Raw genomic sequence first — 21679 nt, 5'->3', positions numbered from 1 at the left:
GATGTGGGGCGAACGTAGCAGCACACAGAGAAAAGGATGCCCCGAATGGCTGAAGAGAAGTCCTTGGTTCACCTGAGTGTCCCGGAGCGCACGGCCAACGGCCAGCGGGCGCGCGAGTCGGCACCACGTTCCAGCCACACGGGCTGGTCACCTGCCGTCGACCGCCCCGACCCCGTGACGCTGCTCGAAGAGCAGAACCTCACGAGGGATGCCGATCTCGTGCCGGTTCGTCACGGTCGAATGCTCGTGTCGCCGTTCACCTTTTATCGCGGCGCTGCCAAAATAATGGCCGCCGACCTGAAAGACACGCCACGAGCCGGACTCACGGTGCAGCTGTGCGGGGATGCTCACCTGTCGAATTTTGGCCTTTTTGCGTCTCCCGAGCGCACCCTCCTGTTCGACCTCAACGACTTTGACAAGACGCTACCCGGCCCGTTCGAATACGACGTGAAACGCCTGGCTACGAGTTTTACCATTGCCGCACGCAACAACCGATTCACCACAAGCGAGGCTCGGGACGTCACCACCGCGTCAGTGCGTGCCTATCGTGAAGCCATGACAACCTTCGCCGCAATGAGCACAATGGACGTGTGGTACGCGCACCTCACCGAGGACGCGATCATGTCCACCCTCAAGAACCTGGCGGGCAGCAAAGACACCGACAAGGTGGAGCGGAAGGCGGCGCGCACTGCAGAGAAGAATGCCCAGGCCCTGGTGAGCAAGGCTCGCACCCGAGACAGCCTGCAGGCCCTGTCGAAACTCGGAGAGCTCGTTGATGGGGAATACCGCATCCGCAGCCAACCGCCCATCGTCATCCCGGCCAGAGACTTGATCGGTGCCTTCAACCTGTCTGCCGAAGAATTACAGGAATCTATTCGCGGGCAGTGGCGTGCCTACCTGGCAACCCTGCAGCACGACCGACGTGTTCTGCTGGAGCGCTTCCGGGTGGTGGATGTGGCCCGCAAGGTCGTGGGCGTGGGGAGTGTGGGCGCGAGAGCTTTCATAGTGCTGTTGGAGGGTCGTGATCAGCAGGACCCGCTCTTCCTGCAGGTGAAGGAGGCGCGGGCATCCGTTCTGGAAGATCATCTCCCGAAGAGTCGGTATGACCAACCGGGGGAGCGCGTCGTTCAGGGACAACGCATGATGCAGGCCGCGAGCGACATTTTTCTGGGCTGGGCACCGGGCCAGCAAGAAAATCGGTTTATGTATTGGCGACAACTTCGTGACATGAAGGGCTCGGTGGTTGTCGAAAATATGAAGCCACCCGGAATGATGATGTACGCGGGTGTGTGCGGCTGGACGCTGGCGCGGGCTCACGCGCGGTCCGGTGACCCGGTTGCTCTGGCTGCGTACCTCGGCACGGGCGACACATTCGATGAATCGGTGACTGATTTCTGCTCACGATATGCCGATCAGAATGAGACGGACTACGAGAACTTTGCCGCAGCTGTGCGCTCCGGCAGACTTCAGGCAACCCTGGGTGTCTGACCGTCGAGGTGGGGCGGCGCACGGCGTCGGCCGGAACACTGAGTCGGTCGGAACACAGAGTCGGTCGAAATAGCGCAGCGCTGGTATGATTTTCCGAGCGAAGGGGAGTATCCCTAGGGACTCTCTGAGTTCTACGTCGCGGTCGTCAACACGGGCTCCGAAGTCGCAGCCCCGGTCGCGGTGGTGTTGGCCTCCCCGGAGACCAACGCGGGAGAGACTTTCGGGTTCCATGCTGCCTGCAGCCCCCCGTCATACTGAAAGGCCCTCTGTTGGAACTCGCTCTGCCTCTGTGGTTCGAAATCGGATCGATCATCGTGCTCACGCTTATTATCGTGGCCGACCTGCTCATCGTGTACAAGCGGCCGCACGTGCCGTCTATGAAGGAAGCGTCTCTCTGGGTGGCGTTCTACGTGGGTCTCGCCCTCGTCTTCGCCCTGCTCATGCTGATTCTCGGCGACGCCGAACATGCCGGCCAGTTCCTGGCGGGCTGGCTCACCGAGTACAGCCTCAGTATTGACAACCTCTTTGTGTTCGTCATCATCATGGCGCGGTTCTCAGTGCCGCGAAAGTACCAGCAGGAAGTGCTGATGGTGGGCATTATCATTGCCCTCGTGCTGCGCGGTATCTTCATTTTGCTCGGGGCCCAGCTCATCGAGAACTTCAGCTGGATCTTCTACATTTTCGGTGCCTTCCTGCTCTACACCGCTATCAGGCAGGCCATAAACTCGGAAGACGAGGACGAAGACCAGGAAAACGGCTTCATTCGTCTGCTTCGTCGCCGAATCAATATCTCCTCCGAATACGACGGTTCCAAGGTGCGCACGCTCATCGACGGCAAGAAGGTCTTCACGCCGATGCTCATCGTCTTTCTGGCGATCGGCACCACAGATCTGATCTTCGCGCTCGACTCCATCCCCGCGATCTTCGGCATCACGACAAGTCCGTTTATTGTGTTCACCGCGAACGTCTTTGCGCTCATGGGCTTGCGACAGCTGTACTTCCTGCTCGGTGGTCTGCTCGAACGTCTCGAATATCTCAAGTACGGCATCGCGGTCATCCTCGCCTTCATCGGTGTGAAGCTCGTCCTACATGCTCTGCACACCAACGAGGTGCCGTTCATCAATGGCGGAAACGGCGTGGAATGGGCACCGGAGATCGGCACCTGGACCTCGCTCGGAGTGATCATCGGCTCCATGGCCGTGGCAACGGTGGCGAGCCTCATCAAGGCTCGCTCCGACGCTCGCAGGCGAGGACACACCCTCAAGGAAGAGATTTCCGAGAGCGTAGACCACTAGAAATCGTTGCCGCCTTGGTACGGTTAGCTCCGGTGCTTCAGCAGGACGCGAAAATGGCGTCGTGGTGCTCCGGCGAGAAGGATGCGAGTTAGTGTGGCAATTTTGCGGTGCACCTCCCCGTGACCGGTGTGAGCGAAATCGCCCTCGTGGGTGGAATCGCACGTTGCCGTTTTAGTGCGCGTACCGACGTGGGTCATGTTCGAAAGATCAACGAGGACAGCGTCATGGCGCAGTCCCCGATCTTCCTGGTGGCCGACGGTATGGGCGGACACGCGCAGGGGGACGTGGCCAGTCAAACCGTTGTTCGGGTGTTCGATGAGCACATTGAACGTGATGTGCCCTCCACGCCGGAGCGAATTCTCGACGCCATCCACTCATCGAACGATGCCGTGCGCGATCTCAGCTCCGTCGACGACTACGGCGCTGCCGTGTCCGGAACGACCCTCGCCGGCGTCGCACTCGTTGATGCGGGCAACGATGTGGGCTATCACTGGATGGCCTTCAACGTGGGGGACTCTCGCATTTACACGTGGAACGGCGACGTGCTCACGCAGCTGAGCGTGGACCACTCCGCTGTTCAGGAGATGTTCGACGCCGGCCTCATCACGCTGGAGGAGGCCGAAAAACACCCGGAACGCAATGTCATCACCCGCGCCATCGGTGCGGATGAATTTGTCGATGCCGATGTGTGGCTGCTGCCGGCATCCGGTCGTCACACCTTCATCGTGTGCTCGGACGGCCTCACGAAAGAACTCGCACCGATTGACATTGCGCGTGTGCTGAAGACGCATGTGACAACCGAAACGGATGCCCGCAGTCTCGCGGATGTGCTCGTGGAAGAAGCCCTCGAACACGGCGGTCACGACAACGTGAGCGTTGTCGTTCTCGAGGCCAGCTACGGTCTCTGACGCCGGCCACGATGACGGGTGGGCATGCGGCCTCCCGCGCCGAAGTGTTAGCCTCTAGGAATGCTGGCCGCTCGACTTCTTCTTCTGTGCCGCGACGAGACCCAACTCTGAGGCCTTTCTCGTCGCGGCGTTCAGCGTCGGCTGCTACCTATTCGTGAGGAAGACGCACAGACATGATGAAAGACTCCACCACCACCAACGCCTCTCCGGCGCCACTGCGCACTCTGGCGCAAAAGGTCTGGGACAAGCACCTCGTCTCCAAGGGCGAAGACGGCACACCGGACCTCATTTACATTGATCTCCACCTGCTGCATGAGGTCACCAGCCCGCAGGCCTTCGACGGTCTCCGGCTCGCCGGTCGCCCTCTGCGCCGCCCGGACCTCACCATCGCCACGGAGGACCACAACACTCCCACGCTGGCGATCGACAAGCCGATCGTGGATCTGACGAGCCGCACCCAGATCGAGACGCTGCGTCGCAACTGTGAGGAGTTCGGTGTTCGGCTGCACTCCCTCGGAGATATTGAGCAGGGCATCGTTCACGTTGTCGGGCCCCAGCTCGGACTGACCCAGCCCGGCATCACCGTCGTCTGCGGCGACTCGCACACCTCCACCCACGGTGCGTTCGGGGCCATGGCCCTGGGCATTGGTACCAGTGAGGTGGAGCATGTGATGGCCACCCAGACCCTGCCGCTCAACCCGTTCAAGACCATGGCGATCACGGTCAACGGTCAGCTGCGGGAGGGCGTGACGGCCAAAGACATCATCCTCGCTGTCATCGCCCGCATCGGTACCGGTGGCGGCGCCGGGTATGTTCTCGAATACCGTGGGGAGGCCATCCGCTCGCTGTCTATGGAGGGACGCATGACCATCTGCAACATGTCGATTGAGGCCGGTGCTCGCGCCGGAATGGTGGCACCCGACCAGATCACCTACGACTACCTGCAGGGTCGAGCACACGCTCCGCAGGGCGCCGACTGGGACGCCGCCGTGGCGTACTGGGACACCCTGGCCACCGACGCCGGTGCGCCCTTTGACGCGGAGGTCATCGTGGATGCCTCCGAGCTTGAGCCGTTTGTCACCTGGGGGACCAACCCCGGCCAGGGCGTGTCGCTCAGCGGCTCCGTGCCGGACCCGGCCACGATCAGTGACGCCAACGAGCGTTCCGCCGCCGAGCGTGCGCTGGAGTACATGGACCTCGCCGCCGGAACGGCAATGAAAGATATCCACGTCGACACCGTGTTCCTCGGTTCCTGCACCAACAGCCGGGTCGAAGACCTGCGCGCCGCCGCCGCGGTGATTCGCGGTCAGCGCATCGCCGAGGGTGTGCGCATGCTCGTGGTGCCGGGCTCTGCACGCGTGCGCATCGAGGCCGAAGCCGAGGGCCTCGACAAGATCTTCCTCGATTTTGGTGCCGAGTGGCGCTTTGCAGGCTGCTCGATGTGCCTCGGCATGAACCCCGACCAGTTGGCTCCGGGTGAACGCTGTGCGTCCACAAGCAACCGAAACTTCGAGGGTCGTCAGGGTAAGGGTGGGCGCACGCACCTCGTGTCACCTCTCGTGGCCGCAGCAACCGCCATCCGTGGAACGCTCTCGGGTCCGTGGGACCTCCCGCAGGGCGTCACCAGAGCCTCAGAGGTCACCGAGCACGCCACAGCGACTGGAGACAAGTAATCATGGAAAAGTTCACCAGCGTCACCGGCATTGCCGTTCCGCTTCGCCGTTCCAATGTCGATACCGACCAGATTATTCCAGCCGTCTATCTCAAGCGCGTCACGCGCACCGGATTTGAGGACGCTCTGTTCGCCGCGTGGCGCAGCGACCCCGAATTTGTGCTCAATCAGAAGCCGTATCAGGGTGGCCGGGTGCTCGTTGCCGGAGCCGACTTTGGAACAGGGTCCTCACGGGAGCACGCCGTCTGGGCGCTTCGCGACTTTGGGTTTGACGTGGTTCTCAGCCCCCGCTTCGGCGACATCTTTCGTGGAAATGCCGGTAAGCAGGGACTTCTGGCCGGCCAGATCACCGAAGCCGACGCGGAAACCCTCTGGCGCGTGATCGAGTCGGATCCCGGACTGGAACTCACGGTCGATCTGGTGACCAAGACCGTGCGTGTCGGTGATCTCACAGTCTCGTTTGTGATCGATGATTACACTAGATGGCGGCTGCTCGAAGGTCTTGATGACATCGGGCTGACCCTGCGCGACGAAGCGCGAATTGCAGATTTCGAATCGACGCGGGAATCGTGGTTGCCACGCACCCTCCCCGCACTCTCTCCACAAGGCAGGTAATTCTTGAGCACCCTCACCAACGACGCGCAGCCGGGCGGCACGCTGGCCGACTCGGCACAGAACCGCGGTAGCGCGGCCAACCATGGCGCGGCCGTGGGCCTCACCGCGGACAAGGTCACCATTCGCGGTGGCATCCCCCTCGTGGGACGCATCGAAGTGAAGGGTGCCAAGAACCTTGTCACCAAGGCCATGGTGGCCGCACTCCTCGGAGAGTCGCCCAGCCTACTCAAAGACGTACCTAACATCAGTGACGTGCGCATTGTGCGCGGCCTCCTGGAGGTGCACGGCGTCAAGGTGACCGAGGGTCCCGAAACCGGTGACCTCATCCTCGACCCGGCCAACGTGGAAAGCGCGCACTTCGCCGCAATCGACGCGCACGCGGGCTCCTCGCGCATTCCGATTCTGTTCTGTGGACCGTTGCTGCACCGACTGGGCGAGGCCTTCATTCCCGACCTGGGTGGCTGCCGCATTGGTGACCGCCCGATCGACTTCCACCTGGATGTGCTGCGCAAGTTCGGAGCCGTTGTGGAGAAGCAGCCCAACGGAATCCGCATGTCGGCTCCGAACGGTCTCAAGGGTGCCAAGCTCGAGCTGCCCTACCCGAGCGTGGGAGCCACCGAGCAGGTGCTGCTGACCGCCGTTCGCGCCGAGGGGATCACGGAGCTCAAGGGCGCCGCCATCGAGCCCGAGATCATGGACCTCATCAACATCTTGCAGAAGATGGGTGCGATCATTACCGTCGACACCGACCGCGTGATTCGCATTGAGGGCGTCGAACGTCTCGACGGTTTCTCTCACCGCGCCCTCTTCGACCGTAACGAGGCCGCCAGCTGGGCAGCCGCAGCCTTGGCCACCGACGGTGACATTTTTGTGGGGGGCGCACGCCAGCCCGAGATGCTCACGTTCCTCAACGTGTTCCGCAAGGTGGGTGGCGCCTTCGATATTCACGATGACGGCATCCGCTTCTATCACCCGGGTGGCGACCTCAAGCCCGTCATCATCGAAACGGATGTCCACCCCGGCTTCATGACGGACTGGCAGCAGCCGCTCGTCATCGCGCTCACCAAGGCGCACGGCACGTCGATCGTGCACGAAACCGTCTACGAGCAGCGCTTCGGCTTCGTGGACGCCCTGGTGGAGATGGGTGCCACCATTCAGATTCACAGCGAGTGCCTCGGCGCACACCCCTGCCGGTTCGGTCAGCGCAACTTCAAGCACTCGGCCGTCATCACCGGACCCAGCAAACTGCACGGCGCCGACATCGTGGTGCCCGACCTGCGCGGCGGCTTCAGCCACCTCATTGCAGCCCTGTCGGCAGAGGGAACCTCCACCGTGAGCAACGTGGGAATCATTAGCCGCGGCTATGAGAATTTCATCACCAAGCTGCGGCTTTTGGGAGCAGACTTCGATCTCGAAGGATAATGGGGCTGTGTCAGACCATAATTCCGCCGAAGCGGCAGCCACAGCGTTGCCGTCACCCCGCCGATTTCGATCGGAGAAAAGCCGCCCATCCGCGTTCTGGATCCTGGCCGGTCTTCTTCTTCCGTTCATGAATGCGGCGGCTCGTTTTCGAATCGTTGACGGTGACAAATTTCCGCGCAGCGGAGCGTTTGTGCTGGCACCCAATCACTACAGCGAGATCGACCCCATCGTGATGGGGGTGGTGTCGTGGAAGCTGGGGCGTCAGCCTCGGTTCCTGGCGAAGGCATCCGTTTTTGAGATTCCCATCGTGGGCCTCATCCTGCGCAGCTCGGGGCAGATTCCCGTGCAGCGTGGCGGATCGGTGCGCGGAAGCGAACCGGTGAAGGCGGCGCAACGGCTCGCAGCACGGGGCCAGATGGTGGTCGTTTACCCGGAGGGTACCCTCACGCGCGATCCCGATCTCTGGCCCATGCGCGGCAAGACCGGCGCGGTCCGCATTGCCCTCGAGCAGGGCATCCCGATCGTTCCGGCAGCCCACTGGGGAACGCAGCACGTTCTGGAGCGTTACTCCAAGAAGATCTCGTTCTTTCCCCGCAAGACCATCGCGGTGAAGATCGGTGACCCGGTGGACCTGAGCGCCTTCCGTGGTCGCAGCCTCGACACGGCCACCCTCAACGAGGCCACGGCCGTGGTGATGCAGGCCATCACCGGGCTGCTCGAAGACCTCCGAGATGAGAAGGCCCCAGTCAAGCGCTGGAACCCGGCCGAACACAATCAGAAAGAGACCGGCCGTTTTGAAGCCTAAGATCCTGCCCGGCGCCCGCGTTGCTGTTCTTGGCGCCGGCAGCTGGGGCACCACCTTTGCAAAGATTCTTGTCGATGGTGGAGCCGATGTTGTGCTCTGGGCCCGTCGACCCGAACTGGCCAAGGAAATCTCTGAAGCGCGACGCAACAGCGATTATCTGCAGGGGATCAACCTGCCGCTGGGGTTGCGCGCCACCACGCGCCTCGATCTGGCTCTGGCCGGAGCCGAGTATGTGTTCGTGTCGGTGCCGAGTCAGTCGCTGCGGGAAAACCTGATTCTTGCCGAACCGTTCCTGGCACCGAATGCCGTGATCGTGTCCCTCATGAAGGGCGTTGAACGCACAACGGGTATGCGCATGAGCTCGGTGATCGAAGAGGTGCTGCCCATTGCACCCGAGCGTATTGCCGTCATTTCGGGACCCAACCTGGCCCTCGAAATCGCCAAGGAGCAGCCGACCGGCGCCGTGGTGTCCTCGGTGAGCCTCGAAACCGCGCAGGCCGTGGCCAAGCTCGCCACCACGAACTATTTTCGGTCGTACGTGAACACCGATGTGATCGGAACCGAGTTCGGCGGTGTCTTGAAGAACCTCATTGCCGTGGCGATCGGCATCGTGGACGGTGTGGGTTTTGGCGAGAACACCAAGGCCTCCATCATCACGCGTGGCCTTGTGGAGATGACCGATTTCGCCGTGGCCTACGGCGCGCATCCCGAGACGCTCTCCGGACTGGCGGGACTGGGTGACCTCATTGCCACCTGTCAGTCACCCCTGTCGCGAAACAATACGGCCGGACGCCTCCTCGGGCAGGGCTACAGCATTCACGATGTGGTCAAGCAGATGCAACAAACCACCGAAGGGCTCGCGTCCGTGAAGCCCGTTCTCGAACTGGCCGCCGCCAAGGGGGTCGCCATGCCCATCGTTGAACAGGTTCGCCAGGTGCTTGATGGCACGCTGAACCCGCGGGACATTGCCCCGCACCTCACCACCGATTCCAGCGAACCGCAGGGCGAAAGGACAAATGATGGACAAGCTCACGGTAGTGCTGCTCTTTGGGGGGCGTTCAAGCGAACATTCGATCAGTTGCGCAACGGCGGGCGGAGTTCTCGCAGCGATTGACCGTGATCGGTATCGCGTCATCCCGGTGGGCATCACCCGGGAGGGTGCCTTCGTGCTCGAAGACGACGACCCGGCCAAGTTCGGTCTGAACGCCGCCGCCCTGCCGGAGGTGGCCGATAACGGTACCCGCGTGCAGTGGCCCGACAGCACCAGCAATCGCGAGCTGACCGTCACGGATGCCGCCGGCATCCGTTCGCTCGGCACCATCGACCTGGTCTTTCCGATCATGCACGGCCCGTACGGCGAAGACGGAACCATTCAGGGAATGCTGGAACTGCTCGGCCTTCCCTACGTCGGGTCTGGTGTGCTGGCCTCCGCGCTGGGCATGGACAAGCACTTCACGAAGATTGTCTTTCAGCAGGCGTCCCTGCCGGTGGCTCCGTGGCGCACCATCACGGCCGACGACTGGGCCGAAGCGCCGGGAATGGCCTATGCGGCTCTCGAAGAGTTTGGCGCGCCCGTTTTCGTGAAGCCGGCCCGAGCAGGGTCCAGTGTGGGCGTCAGCCGCGTCTCCTCGGCTGACGATATGGCGCAGGCCATGGCCGTTGCCCTCGCCGAAGACAGCAAGGTACTCATCGAGGCTGGCCTGAGCGGACGCGAACTGGAGGTGGCCGTGCTGCAGGGTCGCCCGGGGGAGCCGACGCGGGCATCCGTGGCTGGCGAGGTGGTGGTGACCGGCCGCGACTTTTACGACTTTGAGGCCAAATACCTCGGTGGCGCGGGCATCGACCTGCTGTGTCCGGCCGAGCTGGGACCGGACGACCTCGCCGAGATGCAGCGGATGGCCATTCGTGCGTTCGACGCCATTGACGGAGCCGGTCTGGCCCGGGTGGACTTCTTTCTCACCGCCACGGGCTGGGTGATCAACGAGATCAACACCATGCCCGGGTTCACACCCATCTCGATGTTCCCGAGTTGCTGGCTGGCGAGCGGTTACACCTACCCCCAGCTCATTGATGAGCTTATTGCCGTGGCGCTGGCACACGCCCGCCACGGCTCCTAGTCGGGCGGGTTAGGGAGCGTCGCTCGGAAACTCCACGTCTTCGGCACCCACACAGGCTGCCGTGGCGGGAATGCCCGAGACGGCGCTGGCCAGGTCGACGAGCGTATTCGTGCCGCTGACCTTGCCCGAGTCGATGACGAGTTCAACAGCCGGGTCGCGGCCGTAGGTCGTGTACCGGTACAGCGGGGCGTCCGAATCGTCTTCAATCCAGTCGATGCCGTTGACGGTGAGGCACGGTAGCGTCGTCGGGCCGGGAACGGTGACGCCACAGTGCAGCAGAATCGCCGACGGGTCACCCCAGGCGCCGGTGGCCTGGGCGTTCGTCTCGCGAATGGGCTCGTCGGACACCAACTCGGGGAGTTGCACCACCACGTCGGCGCAGGCAGGGTTGGTGGCATCAGCGGCGGGCTGCAGCGGGACAGCGGCGGCGCACCCGGTGAGCAAAATAGTGCCGAGGAGGACTGTTGCGGCGGCGCTGACGCGCAGAGCCGTGAATCGGGGAATCATCACATTCAGGCTACCGTTTGAACCATGATGTTTGCTGCCGATGAGAGTGCACGTTCACCCGAGACGCTGAACGACGTGAGTGAGATTGCCGTGTTGGAGCGTCTCTTTCCTCGGCTTCCCGTTGCGACCGGTCAGCTTCTGGGCCCCGGCGATGACGCGGCCGTGGTCGCCGCTCCCGATGGCCGGTTCGTGGTGACGACGGACATGATGATTCAGGGTCCCGATTTTCGGCTCGCCTGGTCGACACCGCACGACCTCGGGTGGAAGGTTGCCGCCACGAACCTGTCGGATGTGGCAGCAATGGGTGCACGGGCCACAGCACTGGTCGTTGCGATCGCAGCACCGTCGTCGACGCCCGTGTGGGTGCTGGAAGGGATTGCCGACGGCCTGCGGGAGTGCTGTGAAGCACTGGCACCCGGGTGCGGTGTGGTGGGCGGAGACCTGTCCGCATCGGACGCTCTCACCCTGGCGGTCACAGCCTTCGGAGATCTGGAGGGTCGGGAGCCGGTAAAACGGTCGGGCGCACGTGTGGGTGACGTTGTGGCACTGGCCGGTCGGCTGGGGGAGGCCGCACGGGGGCTCGAGATTCTGTTCCGGTTCGGTGTTGACGATGACGGGATTCCCGATGCCGCTCGCGCGGCAGAGGCCAAGGCGCAGTACCCAGGGCAGATTGCGGCCCAGCTCACACCGGTTCCCCCGCTCGACTGCGGCCCTGCGGCGGCTGTGGCCGGTGCCACGGCGATGCTTGACGTGTCGGATGGTCTCGCGTTGGACGCGGGGCGCATCGCGCGGGCCAGCGGGGTGGGAATCGATTTCGCCTCCAGCGCCCTCGGCGATCGCCTCGAGGTTGCACTCGGAGGTGGTGAGGACCACGGACTGCTGGCGACCTTCCCGCCCGGAGTCCCACTGCCGGACGGTTTTCGGGCGCTTGGTGTTGTGACCGCGGCCGCTGGGCAAGTGTGTGTGGATGGTCAGCCCCACACGCAGGGCGGCTGGGATCCCTACCGTGGCTGGGACGGACTCGCGGGTTAGGTGCCGCTTAGTCGCTGGCGGTTAGTCGCTGGTGGGAGCGACCGGGCCGGCGTACCAGACCGTCGTGTCGCCGTAGTTCTTGCTGCGCTCGCGCTCAAGCCCTTGACCCCAGGTGGGTTCGGGGGAGCGGGAGCTGCGCTCCACAATGACGAGGGCATCGTCAGAGAGCAGCGGCACCAGCGCGGCCAGGTTGTGCGTGAGTTCGGTTTCACCCAGTTCGTAGGGCGGATCAATGAACACCACGTCAAAGCCGTCGGGCGTGGCCGCAAGGAAGGTCTGCACGGCCTGAGCCGCCACCTTGATGGTGAGATCGGACCCCTGAGGTGCCGCGCGCTTCACGGCGTCGGCGTTCTTCCGACACGACTGTGCGGCACCGAAACCGTTTTCAACCAGCGTCACCACGCGGGCACCGCGGCTGGCCGCCTCCAGGCCAAGAGCACCGGACCCGGCGTACAGATCCACGACCCGAGTGCCGGTCACAGCATCCCGAGCGTCGAGGGCGGAGAAAATGGCTTCCCGAACCCGGTCACTCGTGGGACGAGTGCCGCTCCTGGGAACCGACAGGGTGAGAGAGCCGGCAAACCCGGAGATGATTCGCGTCATGGTTCGATAAGCCTACGGTGCGCTGAGCCTAGGGTGCGCTGGGCTTCGGAGGCACGGGCCTTCGGAGGCGCTGTCGGTGCCGCCGCCTACGATTGAACTATGACCGGTTCGAGTGATTCCACCTTCACCCTCGACACCCCTCTTGTTCTTGCCGTGGGCAAGCCCACAGCAACCGCGCTGGGTAAGGCGTTTGGCATGCTCACCGTGTCCGATCTTCTCGGGCACTACCCGCGTCGTTACGTGATGCGCGGTGTGCTCGACCCCACCAGCGGACTCCTTCCGCTCAATGAATACGTCAGCATCACCGCCGAAGTCGTGTCGTCCACTCAGAGTGAAATGAAGAATCGCAAGGGCTATATCGTGGCGGTCAAGATTCGCCACGGTCAGGGAATGCTCACCCTCACGTTCTTCGGCAAGACCCGCATGGACTGGCGTACCCGGGAGCTGGCCCCGGGTGTCACGGGTATCTTCTCGGGTCGAGTGTCGGAATATAACGGCGCTCGCCAGCTCGCTCACCCCACCTATCGCACCTTCCAGGGTGAGCGTGACGAGGCGGAGAAGGACCCGAGCAACGAGTGGCTGCAGCGCCCCCTCATTCCCATTTACGCCGCCACCGCCGCGGTGACCAGCCTCATTCTGGAGCGGTCTATCGACCTCGTTCTTCCGCACCTCGGCGATATCGACGATCCGGTACCCGAAGCGCTGCGCATCGAACGTGGTCTGCTCGGTCACAAACAGGCCCTTCAGCTCATCCACCGCCCGGAGCTTTCCGCGGAGTGGCAGGCTGCTCGTGACACTCTGCGCTTTACCGAGGCGTGGGTGTTGCAGGCAGCCCTGGCGCAAAAACACACGAAATCCCGGGAAGAGCACACCACCCCCCGCGTGCCTGCGCCGGGCGGATTCCTCGAACGCTTCGACGCCATGCTGCCCTTTGTGCTCACCGTGGATCAGGAGATTGCGGCGGCCGAGATTGCTGTGGAACTCTCCGCGACATCACCCATGAACCGTCTGTTGCAGGGAGAGGTGGGCTCGGGCAAGACCATTGTGGCTCTTCGAGCCATGCTCGCCGTGGCGGAAAGCGGTGGTCAGGCGGCGCTGCTCGCGCCCACCGAGGTGCTGGCCGGACAGCACCTGCGATCGATTACCGCAATGCTCGGCCCCGCACTGGCGGCCGAGCTCATGCCCACCCTGCTCACCGGAAAGCTGCCCGTTGCCGAGAAACGCAAGGCGCTGCTCCGGGTCGTCTCCGGGCAATCCCGCATCGTGATTGGTACCCACGCGCTGCTGAGTGACAACGTCACGTTCTTCGACCTGGGGCTCATCATCATCGATGAGCAGCACCGTTTTGGTGTCGACCAGAGGGAGACTCTCCGGCTCAAGGGCACCGTCCCGCCGCACGTGCTCGTGCTCACCGCCACGCCCATTCCGAGAACCATCGCCATGACCGTTTTCGGCGACCTCGATGTGAGCACCATTCGTATGCTGCCGAGTGGGCGGCAGGGCATTACCACCGTCGTGGTTCCGCTGGCGGAGCATCCCGACTGGTTCTGGAATATTTGGCGGCGCATCCGTGACGAGCTGGCGCTCGGGCGTCAGGCCTTCGTGGTCTGCCCGGCCATCGCTCCCAAGGAGGTGGAAGACGGTGCGGAAGCCCTCCCGCTGCCCCCGGAGGACACGCCGAAGGCGCTGACAAACGTGGAGACCACACTCGCCGGGCTGCGGAGCACGTCTCTTCTCCAGGGGTACCGACTGGAGGCCCTGCATGGCCGCATGACGAGCGACGAGAAGGATCAGACCATGCGTGCTTTTGCTGCGGGCGAGATTGATGTGCTGGTGGCGACGACGGTCATCGAAGTGGGTGTCGACGTGCCGAACGCGTCGGCCATGGTGGTGATGGACGCCGATCGCTTCGGTGTGTCGCAACTACACCAGTTGCGCGGGCGAGTGGGTCGCGGGTCGGTGCCGGGTCTCTGTCTGCTCGTCACCGATGCGGAACTCGGCGGCGTGGCACGCGAACGCGTGGACGCCGTTCAGAGCACCCTCGACGGCTTTGAGCTGGCCGACCTTGACCTCAGACTCCGTCGAGAGGGCGATGTGCTCGGCGATACACAGTCCGGGGCTAACTCGTCACTGCGGTTTCTGCGGGTGGCTGTGGACGGTGCCATTATCGAATCGGCGCGTGCCGCTGCCTTCTCGCTCGTGAGCGGTGACCCGGAGCTGCGCACCATGCCAGCGCTCCGCGACGCGGTGAACCGCCGTCTTGACGAGTCCGAACGCACGTGGCTGAGCAAAAGCTGAGGCTCCAGCCTCAGACGCCGACTCCGCCTACCGGGGTCACCGCGGGGGGATAGGGTGTTGGTATGCGCAGGATCGCCGTCGTACCCGGTTCATTTGACCCCGTCACCCTTGGTCACCTGGATGTGATTGATCGCGCCGCCGGCCTCTTCGATGAACTTCACGTTCTTGTCGTGCATAACCCCGACAAATCGGCCCTGCTTCCCATCAGCCAGCGCGTCTCCTTGCTGGAGCAGGCGATTAGGGAAGCCGGCTTACCCACGAACATTGTGGTGTCCTCGTGGAGCGTGGGCCTTCTCGTCGATTACTGCATGGACGTTGGAGCCAGCGTACTGGTGAAGGGCGTGCGATCTCAGATCGACGTGACCTACGAAACACCCATGGCGATTGTGAATCGCAACCTGGCCTCGGTGGAAACCATCTTTCTTCTGCCCAATCCGGCCAACGGCCACGTGTCGAGTTCCCTGGTGCGGCAGGTTGCCGCGCTCGGCGGAGATGTCTCGCCCTACGTGCCTCGGGTTGTCGCGGAGTATCTGCAGAAAGCCACCGTATGAGTCCGTCCTCATCGAAAGTGCCCACCCCCATCGTCGCCGGTTCGCGCGTCGAGGTGAAGCACGGTCATGAGGACGACACAGTATCCACTGCGGCGGACACGCCCACGCACCCAGCAGTCTCCGTGACCGACGTGCACAAGGCTGGCTCCGCCATCATGCAGAACGTGGAGCGCGTCATCGACGGCAAACATGCCGCCGTTTTCACCGCCCTGACCGTTCTGCTGGCGGAGGGGCATCTGCTCATCGAGGATGTCCCGGGTGTGGGCAAGACCATGCTCGCCAAGGCGCTTGCACGCTCGGTGGACTGTTCGGTCAGCCGCATTCAGTTCACGCCCGACCTGCTGCCGTCCGATGTGACGGGTGTCTCCGTCTACAACCAAGCAGACCGACAATTTGAGTTCAAGCCGGGTCCGGTCTTTGCCAACATTGTGATTGGCGACGAGATCAACAGGGCCAGTCCGAAGACCCAGTCGGCGCTTCTGGAATGCATGGAGGAACGTCAGGTCACCGTGGACGGCACGACCTACCCACTAGCATTACCGTTCACCGTCATGGCCACCCAGAACCCCATTGAGATGGAGGGCACCTACGCCCTCCCCGAGGCACAGCGGGACCGCTTCATGGCCCGAATTTCGATGGGGTATCCTGACACCGATTCCGAACTCGCCATGCTCGATTCCCGCGACACCAGCAGTCCTCTGGCACAAATCGGTGCCGTCGTCTCGGGCGCCCAGCTGCGCGGCATGATGGAGGCGGCCCGCGGCGTCTTCGCGTCGGGTGCCGTGAAGGAATACGCCGTGAGCATTGTTCGGGCCACGAGAGACGACCGCGACCTGCGCCTCGGGGCCAGCCCGCGGGCCACCCTGCAGCTCATTCGCGCGGCAAAGGCTCAGGCAGCGCTCCGTGGGCGAGGATACGTGCTGCCCGACGACATCGACTCCCTCGCCGTGGCTGTACTCGGACACCGCCTCGTGCCCACCAGTCGTGCTCTTGGTCACCACCATCACGACAGTGGGCCCCTCATCGAGGAGGTCGTGCACCGCATTCTGGCGGCGACCGTGGTTCCGGTCGGCACTGCAGAGCGCCCCTGATCGGTCTCATGCGCCGCCTCTCGCTCCCGCCCTGGTCTCCCCGGCTCACCCGCCGCGGGTGGATGTTTCTGGGTGTGGGCGTGGCTTTCGGTGTGTTCGCGATCCCGAGCGGTCAGCACGATCTGCTGTTCATCGCCGGCCTGCTGGTGAGTATCCCCGTTGTTGCACTCGGTTATGTCACGATCCGCCCCGGACAAGTTGAACTCACCCGAACGTTTCGGCCACCCATCGTCTCTGCTGGAGAAGAAACCGTGGTCTCCCTCCACCTGCGGAACCTCTCCTTCCGGCCCCTGGACGGTGCGAGCTGGAGTGACCCGTTACCGCCGGGAATGGGAGTGCCGGGCCTGGCAGCCTCGACCCCGTCGTTGTTGCCCGGCCTCGAACGGTATCAGCCGGGTCCGGCTACGTTGCCGGACAGCGTGCGGCTGGAGTATTCGGTGACTCCACGCATCCGCGGAGTGTATGCGTTCGGTCCGCTTCTCCTCGGACGTACCGACCCTTTCGGACTCGCCGTCCGTGAGCATCCGGTGGGCCAGCCGCACGATCTTGTTGTGACCCCACGGGTGACGCCGCTGGCAGCCACGGGTGTCTCGGTCACGCGCAGTGACGGCTCGGTGCGTGACCTGCTGCGCTCGTTGAATCCCATGTCCGACGAACTCATCGCGCGGGAGTACCGCCCTGGTGATCCGTTTCGGCGCGTCAATTGGCCAGCCACCGCGCGGCATGGCCAGATCATGGTGCGTCAGGAGGAGCAACGCAGCAACCCCGAGGCACGCATCATTTTAGACACCACCCTCAATTCGCACAGCGCCATCGAACGCGCTCGTCGCCTGGACCTGGCGTTCGAACTCGCAATCGAAATCGTGGCATCGATTGGTGTCTACCTCCTCGATTCCGGTCTCAAGGTGCAACTCGTGGAGACCGGTCCGAGCCAGCTGGTGCCGGGCTCCGACCAGAACCTCGGCGGACTCGGAGGTGATGCCCCGCTCGTATGCAGCGCGCCGGGCGGTGATCGCGAACTCCTCGAAGGGCTCGCAAACCTCCTGCCCGTTGCTGCACCCACCGATGCGGGGGGCAGCCCCGGCTCGTCGGGTGGCGCGCTGCCGACTTTTGCCGTGATCGTCGCCCTGTCCGAAGCGGATGCCGCACTGTTCGCTCTGCTCCGTGCCGGATGCGAGCCGGCAATCGCGTTTGTGCTGGAACCGGTGAGTGCCGTTGCGCGGTCCATTCTTCGGGACGCCGGCTGGCGGTGCATTGATGTGCACAGCACCCGTGACATTCCCCAGGCGTGGACGAGTGCGCTCAGCGGGCGCGAACCTGAGCCTCGGAGCGTTGATGCGTGGGAGGCACTGGGGTTCGATAATGACTGACCCGCAACGATCCCGGTTCCGCCGGCACTCGCGTGCCGGGCGACCGGACACAGCACCATCCGATTGGCCGCTCGTGCTGACCGTGCTCGCACTGCTTCTGGTGGCGTGCGGCGCTCTCGGACCACTGCTGCGCGGTACGTCGTGGTGGTGGGTGATGGCGGTCGTGGCGACCGTCGTGCTTGCGGTGAGTGTTCTCCTGCCTCGGCTGAGGGTGGCGCGATCCTTCGTTCCGCTTGTCATGCTCGGGGTTCTCCTGCTCACGCTCACGGTGCTCTTCGGCGCGGGTACCGGGCTGCTCTGGATAGTACCCACCACCGGCACTCTGGACATCTTCGGTGGCCTCATCACCAGCGGTACGGACTCGATCGTGCAGCAGAGCGTGCCTGCGGAGGTGACACCGGGCATCCTCTTTCTGCTCGCAGCGGGAGCCGGATTGATTGCCATGCTCATGTTCACCCTCGCCGTCACGCTGCGAGCTCCCACGCTGGCCGGCCTGCCGGTGCTGGTGCCGCTGCTCGTACCGGGTGCCGTCGAGGCGGGTCCGCCCAACGTGGTGGCCCTCGTGCTCACCTCCGCCGTGTACCTCGGTCTGCTGCGGGTCGACCTGCGTCGATCCAGAGTCGCATCGGCGGCGCTGCCCGCAGCGGGTGGTCCGGCCGCTCGGGTTTTTGTCTCCGCACACCAGCGCCGAGTGGTTCCGGTGTGGGGCACTCTCACCGTGGGTGCGATAGCGATCGTCGGAGCACTCGTTCTCGGAGCAGCGCTACCCTCGGGGCTCGGTGACACCACGCGGTCTGGTTCGAACGCGCTGCTGTTTGGCAGCGGAGTGAGCCCCATGATCAACCTGGGTCAAGATCTCCGCCGGCCGGAACCCGGACCGGTGCTGCACTACACGAGCACGGCCGAGCAGCAGTCGTACTTCACACTCCTCACGCTGGACTCTCTGGTGGGCGACACGTGGACCGCGAGCATCGATGGCGCGCAGTTGCAGAACAGCGTGGAGCGCATTGACGGTCCACCCGGGTTGTCCGAGGCGATCGAGACGACGCCCGCCGAGACATCCGTTGTCATCGATGGCGTCAACACGCGCTGGCTACCGGTTCCGGCGCGAACGGTGAAGGTCACGGGTCTTCGCGGGGACTGGTACTGGGACACCCGTACCCGTGCCGTCGCGAGCAGCGACACGAGCACGATCGGTCAGAAGTACACCGCTGAGGCGCTCGAGCTGGCTCCGACGGCCGAGCAGATGCGCCTGGCGAGCACCGAGTACCCCCGGGCACTGGCGCGTAACCTCGACCTGCCCGCGGTGATACCCGCCATCATCGAACAAACTGCGCGGGAGGTGACCGCTGGCACCACCTCCACGTACGATGCGGCGGTTGCCCTGCAGGATTACCTCAACGGCAGTGATTTTACCTACGACACGCAATCGCCGGTGGAGGAGGATTACGACGGTGGCGGGCTCGATGTGGTGGGCGTCTTCCTGGAACGACAGCGTGGGTACTGCGTACATTTCGCCTCGGCAATGGCGAGCATGGCCCGCACCCTCGATATCCCGTCCCGAATCTCTCTCGGTTACCTGCCGGGCGTCAAGTCCCAGGACCTGGAACAGGGGCTGGGTCGTTACGACGTGGATTCTTACGACCTGCATGCCTGGCCTGAACTGTACTTCACCGACGTGGGGTGGGTTCCATTCGAGCCCACGCCGGGTCGCGGAACCGTGCCGGACTATGAACAGGCAGCTGAGAGCGACACCCCCACCGGAGCGCCAGCCGACGCAGCGCCCACGGTTGCGCCGCGTGCACCTGTTGATCCAGGGTCTATTGACCCCGCGCTGCCGGAAGCGTCGGCGACGGCCACGCAGCAGGCGAGCAATCTGCTCGGCCAGCTGGCCGGCATCGCGTTCGGGCTCCTGGTGATCCTGCTCGTTCCCGCCGGTGTGCGTGGGTTGGTGCATCGGGCGCGACGCCGACGCATCCGTTCGGGAATGCTGACGCCACAGCAAGCGGTGGCGATGGCCTGGGCCGAACTCTGCGACACCGCGGTGGACCACGGTATTCCCGTGAGCGGTGTGGACACACCTCGCGTCGTGACGGACCGCCTGCGCCGTCTGGTGGGGGAGGCCTCGCCCGCATCGCTCATACTGGCTCGCCTGTGTGAGCTGGTGGAGCGCACTCGCTATGACCGCACACCCGATGACGGAAGCTGGAACGGAGTGGGCCCCGACATCCAACCCTCGGACCTGAGTGGCGACGTGGCCGAGGCGTGCGCACAGATTCGGGCGTCGGTGGGGCGGGTGGCACGATGGCGTGCGGTTCTGCTGCCGCGATCACTCTTTCTCGCCCTGTGGGATCGGCTGAACGGACGCTCCCCGCGACACGCGTAGAATGGGGCTGGTGACCAAGTTCAAAAAAACGCCGTACACGGTAGATGTGCGAGACCTGATCAACCGCCCGGGCACCATGCACGAGCGCCACCTCGACATCGTCGTACCCGATGAACTCGGCGCTGGCCTTGTTTCGGTGAAGGAAGGCTCGAGTCTCGGTGCAGATCTTCGACTCGAAGCCATGCACGAGGGCATTCTCGCAACCATCTCGGTGGTCGCTCCGGCGTCCGGCGAGTGCGGACGATGCCTGAAAGAGATCGAATTCCGCGTCCGAGTCGAGTTTACTGAGCTTTTCGGTTATCCTCAGGAAGAAGCTTTTGAGTTTGAGATTGTCGACGACCATATCGACATTGAATCTCTCGTCAGGGACGCAGTGGTTATGTCACTGCCGTTCCAGCCATTATGTCGGCGCGATTGCGCGGGTCTTGATCCTGAGACCGGTGAGCGCCTGACTGAACCACCGGAACTCGAACCGATAGAGGCGCGTGATCCCCGGTGGTCTGCGCTTGCGGGATTCCAAGCTTCCACAGACATCAGCACGGATGACGACATTCAGGCTGAAACGCATAGAGAAGAGAAGTAGTCATGGCAGTTCCGAAGCGCAAGCAGTCGCGATCCAACACCCACTCACGTCGTTCACAGTGGAAGGCCACCGCGCCCACCCTGGTGAAGACCATGGAAAACGGCAAGGTCACCTACAGCCTTCCCCACCGCGCCAAGGTCGTCACCGACTCCGCCGGTACCCCGCTGTTCATGGAGTACAAGGGTCGCAAGGTCGCCGACGTTTAGATCTCTTCCCTCGGACAACGTCAGACCATGACGAATCCAGGTGCCGAGCGGTCGTCCCTCGTGGCGACCCTCGGTGTAGCAGTTTCCGCGGATCTCCTTGAGCTCGCGCTCACGCACCGCTCTTTTGCGTACGAAAACGGTGCCATCCCCACCAACGAACGTCTGGAATTTCTCGGCGATTCGATTCTGGGGCAGGCCGTCACCGTCATGCTTTACCGTACCTACCCGCACCTCGATGAGGGTCACCTGGCCAAGCGCCGGGCGAGCCTCGTATCGACCGTTGCCCTCGCAGAGATTGCCCGGGGCCTCGGACTCGGAGAGTACGTGCGGTTAGGTAAGGGCGAGATTCTCACCGGGGGACACGACAAGTCATCGATTCTGGCTGACACGGTTGAAGCCCTCATCGGAGCCGTCTACCTCGACCGCGGTGGGGACGTTGCGACGGCATTTGTGCTGAGGCTCATGGAGCCGCTGCTCGCGGACCCCAACCACTTTGGTACCTTGATGGACCCCAAAACGAGTCTGCAAGAGCTTGCTGCTGCTCGTGGAGTGAGTGCCCCGGTGTACACGGTGACCCAGAGCGGCCCGGATCACGCAAAGGAATTCATCGCCCGCGTCGACCTGGGCGACGTGATTTCCGCAGCGGGTAACGGCACCAGCAAGAAATTCGCCGAAGTGGCCGCCGCTCGCGACGCCTTCGCGCAGCTCAGCGCCCTGTAGTGCTGCGCTC

Annotated in this window: 20 protein-coding genes; 18 read left to right on the top strand and 2 right to left on the bottom strand. The window is 63.7% G+C overall.

Translation table 11 applies throughout. The features are described 5' to 3' along the window. The first annotated feature begins 45 nt into the window (after positions 1-45). The 9 genes from H4V99_RS11375 to H4V99_RS11335 all read left to right on the top strand — a co-directional run bounded on the left by H4V99_RS11375 (position 46) and on the right by H4V99_RS11335 (position 10322). On the top strand, positions 46-1488 hold the full coding sequence (locus tag H4V99_RS11375; RefSeq protein ID WP_280678353.1) for a DUF2252 domain-containing protein: 1443 nt from the start codon (positions 46-48) through the stop codon (positions 1486-1488). 269 nt (positions 1489-1757) lie between these two features. Next, positions 1758-2783 carry a TerC family protein gene (locus H4V99_RS11370; RefSeq protein ID WP_280678351.1) on the top strand — a complete coding sequence of 342 codons (1026 nt, stop codon included), beginning with the start codon at positions 1758-1760 and terminating at the stop codon, positions 2781-2783. A gap of 224 nt (positions 2784-3007) precedes the next feature. Further along, positions 3008-3691: a protein phosphatase 2C domain-containing protein gene (locus H4V99_RS11365; RefSeq protein WP_348522365.1), complete on the top strand. Its 684-nt coding sequence runs from the start codon at positions 3008-3010 to the stop codon at positions 3689-3691. A 173-nt stretch (positions 3692-3864) separates the two neighbouring features. Then, positions 3865-5364: a 3-isopropylmalate dehydratase large subunit gene (leuC, locus tag H4V99_RS11360; RefSeq protein ID WP_280678349.1), complete on the top strand. Its 1500-nt coding sequence runs from the start codon at positions 3865-3867 to the stop codon at positions 5362-5364. Between the two features lie 2 nt (positions 5365-5366). Continuing rightward, a complete protein-coding gene (gene leuD / locus H4V99_RS11355) occupies positions 5367-5978 on the top strand; it encodes a 3-isopropylmalate dehydratase small subunit (RefSeq protein WP_280678347.1) in 612 nt (203 codons plus the stop codon). A 93-nt stretch (positions 5979-6071) separates the two neighbouring features. Beyond that, complete coding sequence (gene murA, locus H4V99_RS11350; RefSeq protein WP_280680090.1) at positions 6072-7400, top strand: UDP-N-acetylglucosamine 1-carboxyvinyltransferase; 1329 nt, start codon at positions 6072-6074, stop codon at positions 7398-7400. A 46-nt stretch (positions 7401-7446) separates the two neighbouring features. Then, complete coding sequence (locus tag H4V99_RS11345; protein WP_280680088.1) at positions 7447-8205, top strand: lysophospholipid acyltransferase family protein; 759 nt, start codon at positions 7447-7449, stop codon at positions 8203-8205. Beyond that, positions 8195-9319 (top strand): NAD(P)H-dependent glycerol-3-phosphate dehydrogenase, encoded by a 1125-nt coding sequence (locus tag H4V99_RS11340; protein ID WP_280678345.1) that lies wholly within the window; start codon positions 8195-8197, stop codon positions 9317-9319. Before H4V99_RS11345 ends, H4V99_RS11340 begins: the two co-directional genes overlap by 11 nt. Next, entirely contained in the window at positions 9222-10322 is a 1101-nt protein-coding gene (locus H4V99_RS11335) for a D-alanine--D-alanine ligase family protein (protein WP_280678343.1), read from the top strand. Before H4V99_RS11340 ends, H4V99_RS11335 begins: the two co-directional genes overlap by 98 nt. A gap of 9 nt (positions 10323-10331) precedes the next feature. On the opposite strand, the gene H4V99_RS11330 is transcribed toward H4V99_RS11335, so the two are convergent. Further along, complete coding sequence (locus tag H4V99_RS11330) at positions 10332-10829, bottom strand: DUF3515 domain-containing protein (RefSeq protein WP_280678341.1); 498 nt, start codon at positions 10827-10829, stop codon at positions 10332-10334. Positions 10830-10856: 27 nt separating this feature from the next. Between H4V99_RS11330 and thiL the strand changes: the two genes are divergently transcribed. Continuing rightward, the gene (gene thiL, locus H4V99_RS11325; RefSeq protein ID WP_280680086.1) at positions 10857-11861 is read left to right on the top strand and encodes a thiamine-phosphate kinase; all 1005 of its coding nucleotides are present in this window, start codon (positions 10857-10859) and stop codon (positions 11859-11861) included. A 21-nt stretch (positions 11862-11882) separates the two neighbouring features. Here the strand turns inward: thiL and rsmD are convergent, their stop codons facing one another. Further along, on the bottom strand, positions 11883-12464 hold the full coding sequence (gene rsmD / locus H4V99_RS11320; protein ID WP_280678339.1) for a 16S rRNA (guanine(966)-N(2))-methyltransferase RsmD: 582 nt from the start codon (positions 12462-12464) through the stop codon (positions 11883-11885). A gap of 99 nt (positions 12465-12563) precedes the next feature. Between rsmD and H4V99_RS11315 the strand changes: the two genes are divergently transcribed. From H4V99_RS11315 to rnc, 8 genes are all read left to right on the top strand, one after another. Next, positions 12564-14762, top strand: a complete 2199-nt coding sequence (locus H4V99_RS11315) for an ATP-dependent DNA helicase RecG (RefSeq protein ID WP_280678336.1) — start codon at positions 12564-12566, stop codon at positions 14760-14762. Positions 14763-14824: 62 nt separating this feature from the next. Next, entirely contained in the window at positions 14825-15313 is a 489-nt protein-coding gene (gene coaD, locus H4V99_RS11310; protein ID WP_280678334.1) for a pantetheine-phosphate adenylyltransferase, read from the top strand. Between the two features lie 155 nt (positions 15314-15468). Continuing rightward, positions 15469-16404 carry a MoxR family ATPase gene (locus H4V99_RS11305; protein ID WP_280680084.1) on the top strand — a complete coding sequence of 312 codons (936 nt, stop codon included), beginning with the start codon at positions 15469-15471 and terminating at the stop codon, positions 16402-16404. Positions 16405-16412: 8 nt separating this feature from the next. Beyond that, positions 16413-17774: a DUF58 domain-containing protein gene (locus H4V99_RS11300; RefSeq protein WP_280678332.1), complete on the top strand. Its 1362-nt coding sequence runs from the start codon at positions 16413-16415 to the stop codon at positions 17772-17774. Next, entirely contained in the window at positions 17767-20160 is a 2394-nt protein-coding gene (locus H4V99_RS11295; RefSeq protein ID WP_280678330.1) for a DUF3488 and transglutaminase-like domain-containing protein, read from the top strand. Before H4V99_RS11300 ends, H4V99_RS11295 begins: the two co-directional genes overlap by 8 nt. A gap of 10 nt (positions 20161-20170) precedes the next feature. Continuing rightward, positions 20171-20743, top strand: a complete 573-nt coding sequence (locus H4V99_RS11290; RefSeq protein ID WP_280678328.1) for a DUF177 domain-containing protein — start codon at positions 20171-20173, stop codon at positions 20741-20743. Between the two features lie 2 nt (positions 20744-20745). After that, positions 20746-20949: a 50S ribosomal protein L32 gene (rpmF, locus tag H4V99_RS11285; RefSeq protein ID WP_280678326.1), complete on the top strand. Its 204-nt coding sequence runs from the start codon at positions 20746-20748 to the stop codon at positions 20947-20949. A gap of 27 nt (positions 20950-20976) precedes the next feature. Then, complete coding sequence (gene rnc, locus H4V99_RS11280) at positions 20977-21669, top strand: ribonuclease III (RefSeq protein ID WP_280678324.1); 693 nt, start codon at positions 20977-20979, stop codon at positions 21667-21669. Positions 21670-21679 lie beyond the last annotated feature (10 nt).

Source organism: Cryobacterium sp. CG_9.6 (assembly GCF_029893365.1).
In the GTDB taxonomy this organism is placed as follows: Bacteria; Actinomycetota; Actinomycetes; order Actinomycetales; family Microbacteriaceae; genus Cryobacterium.
The sequence above is the reverse complement of the archived record's forward strand: the minus strand, read 5'-3'. Positions and strand labels throughout refer to the sequence as shown.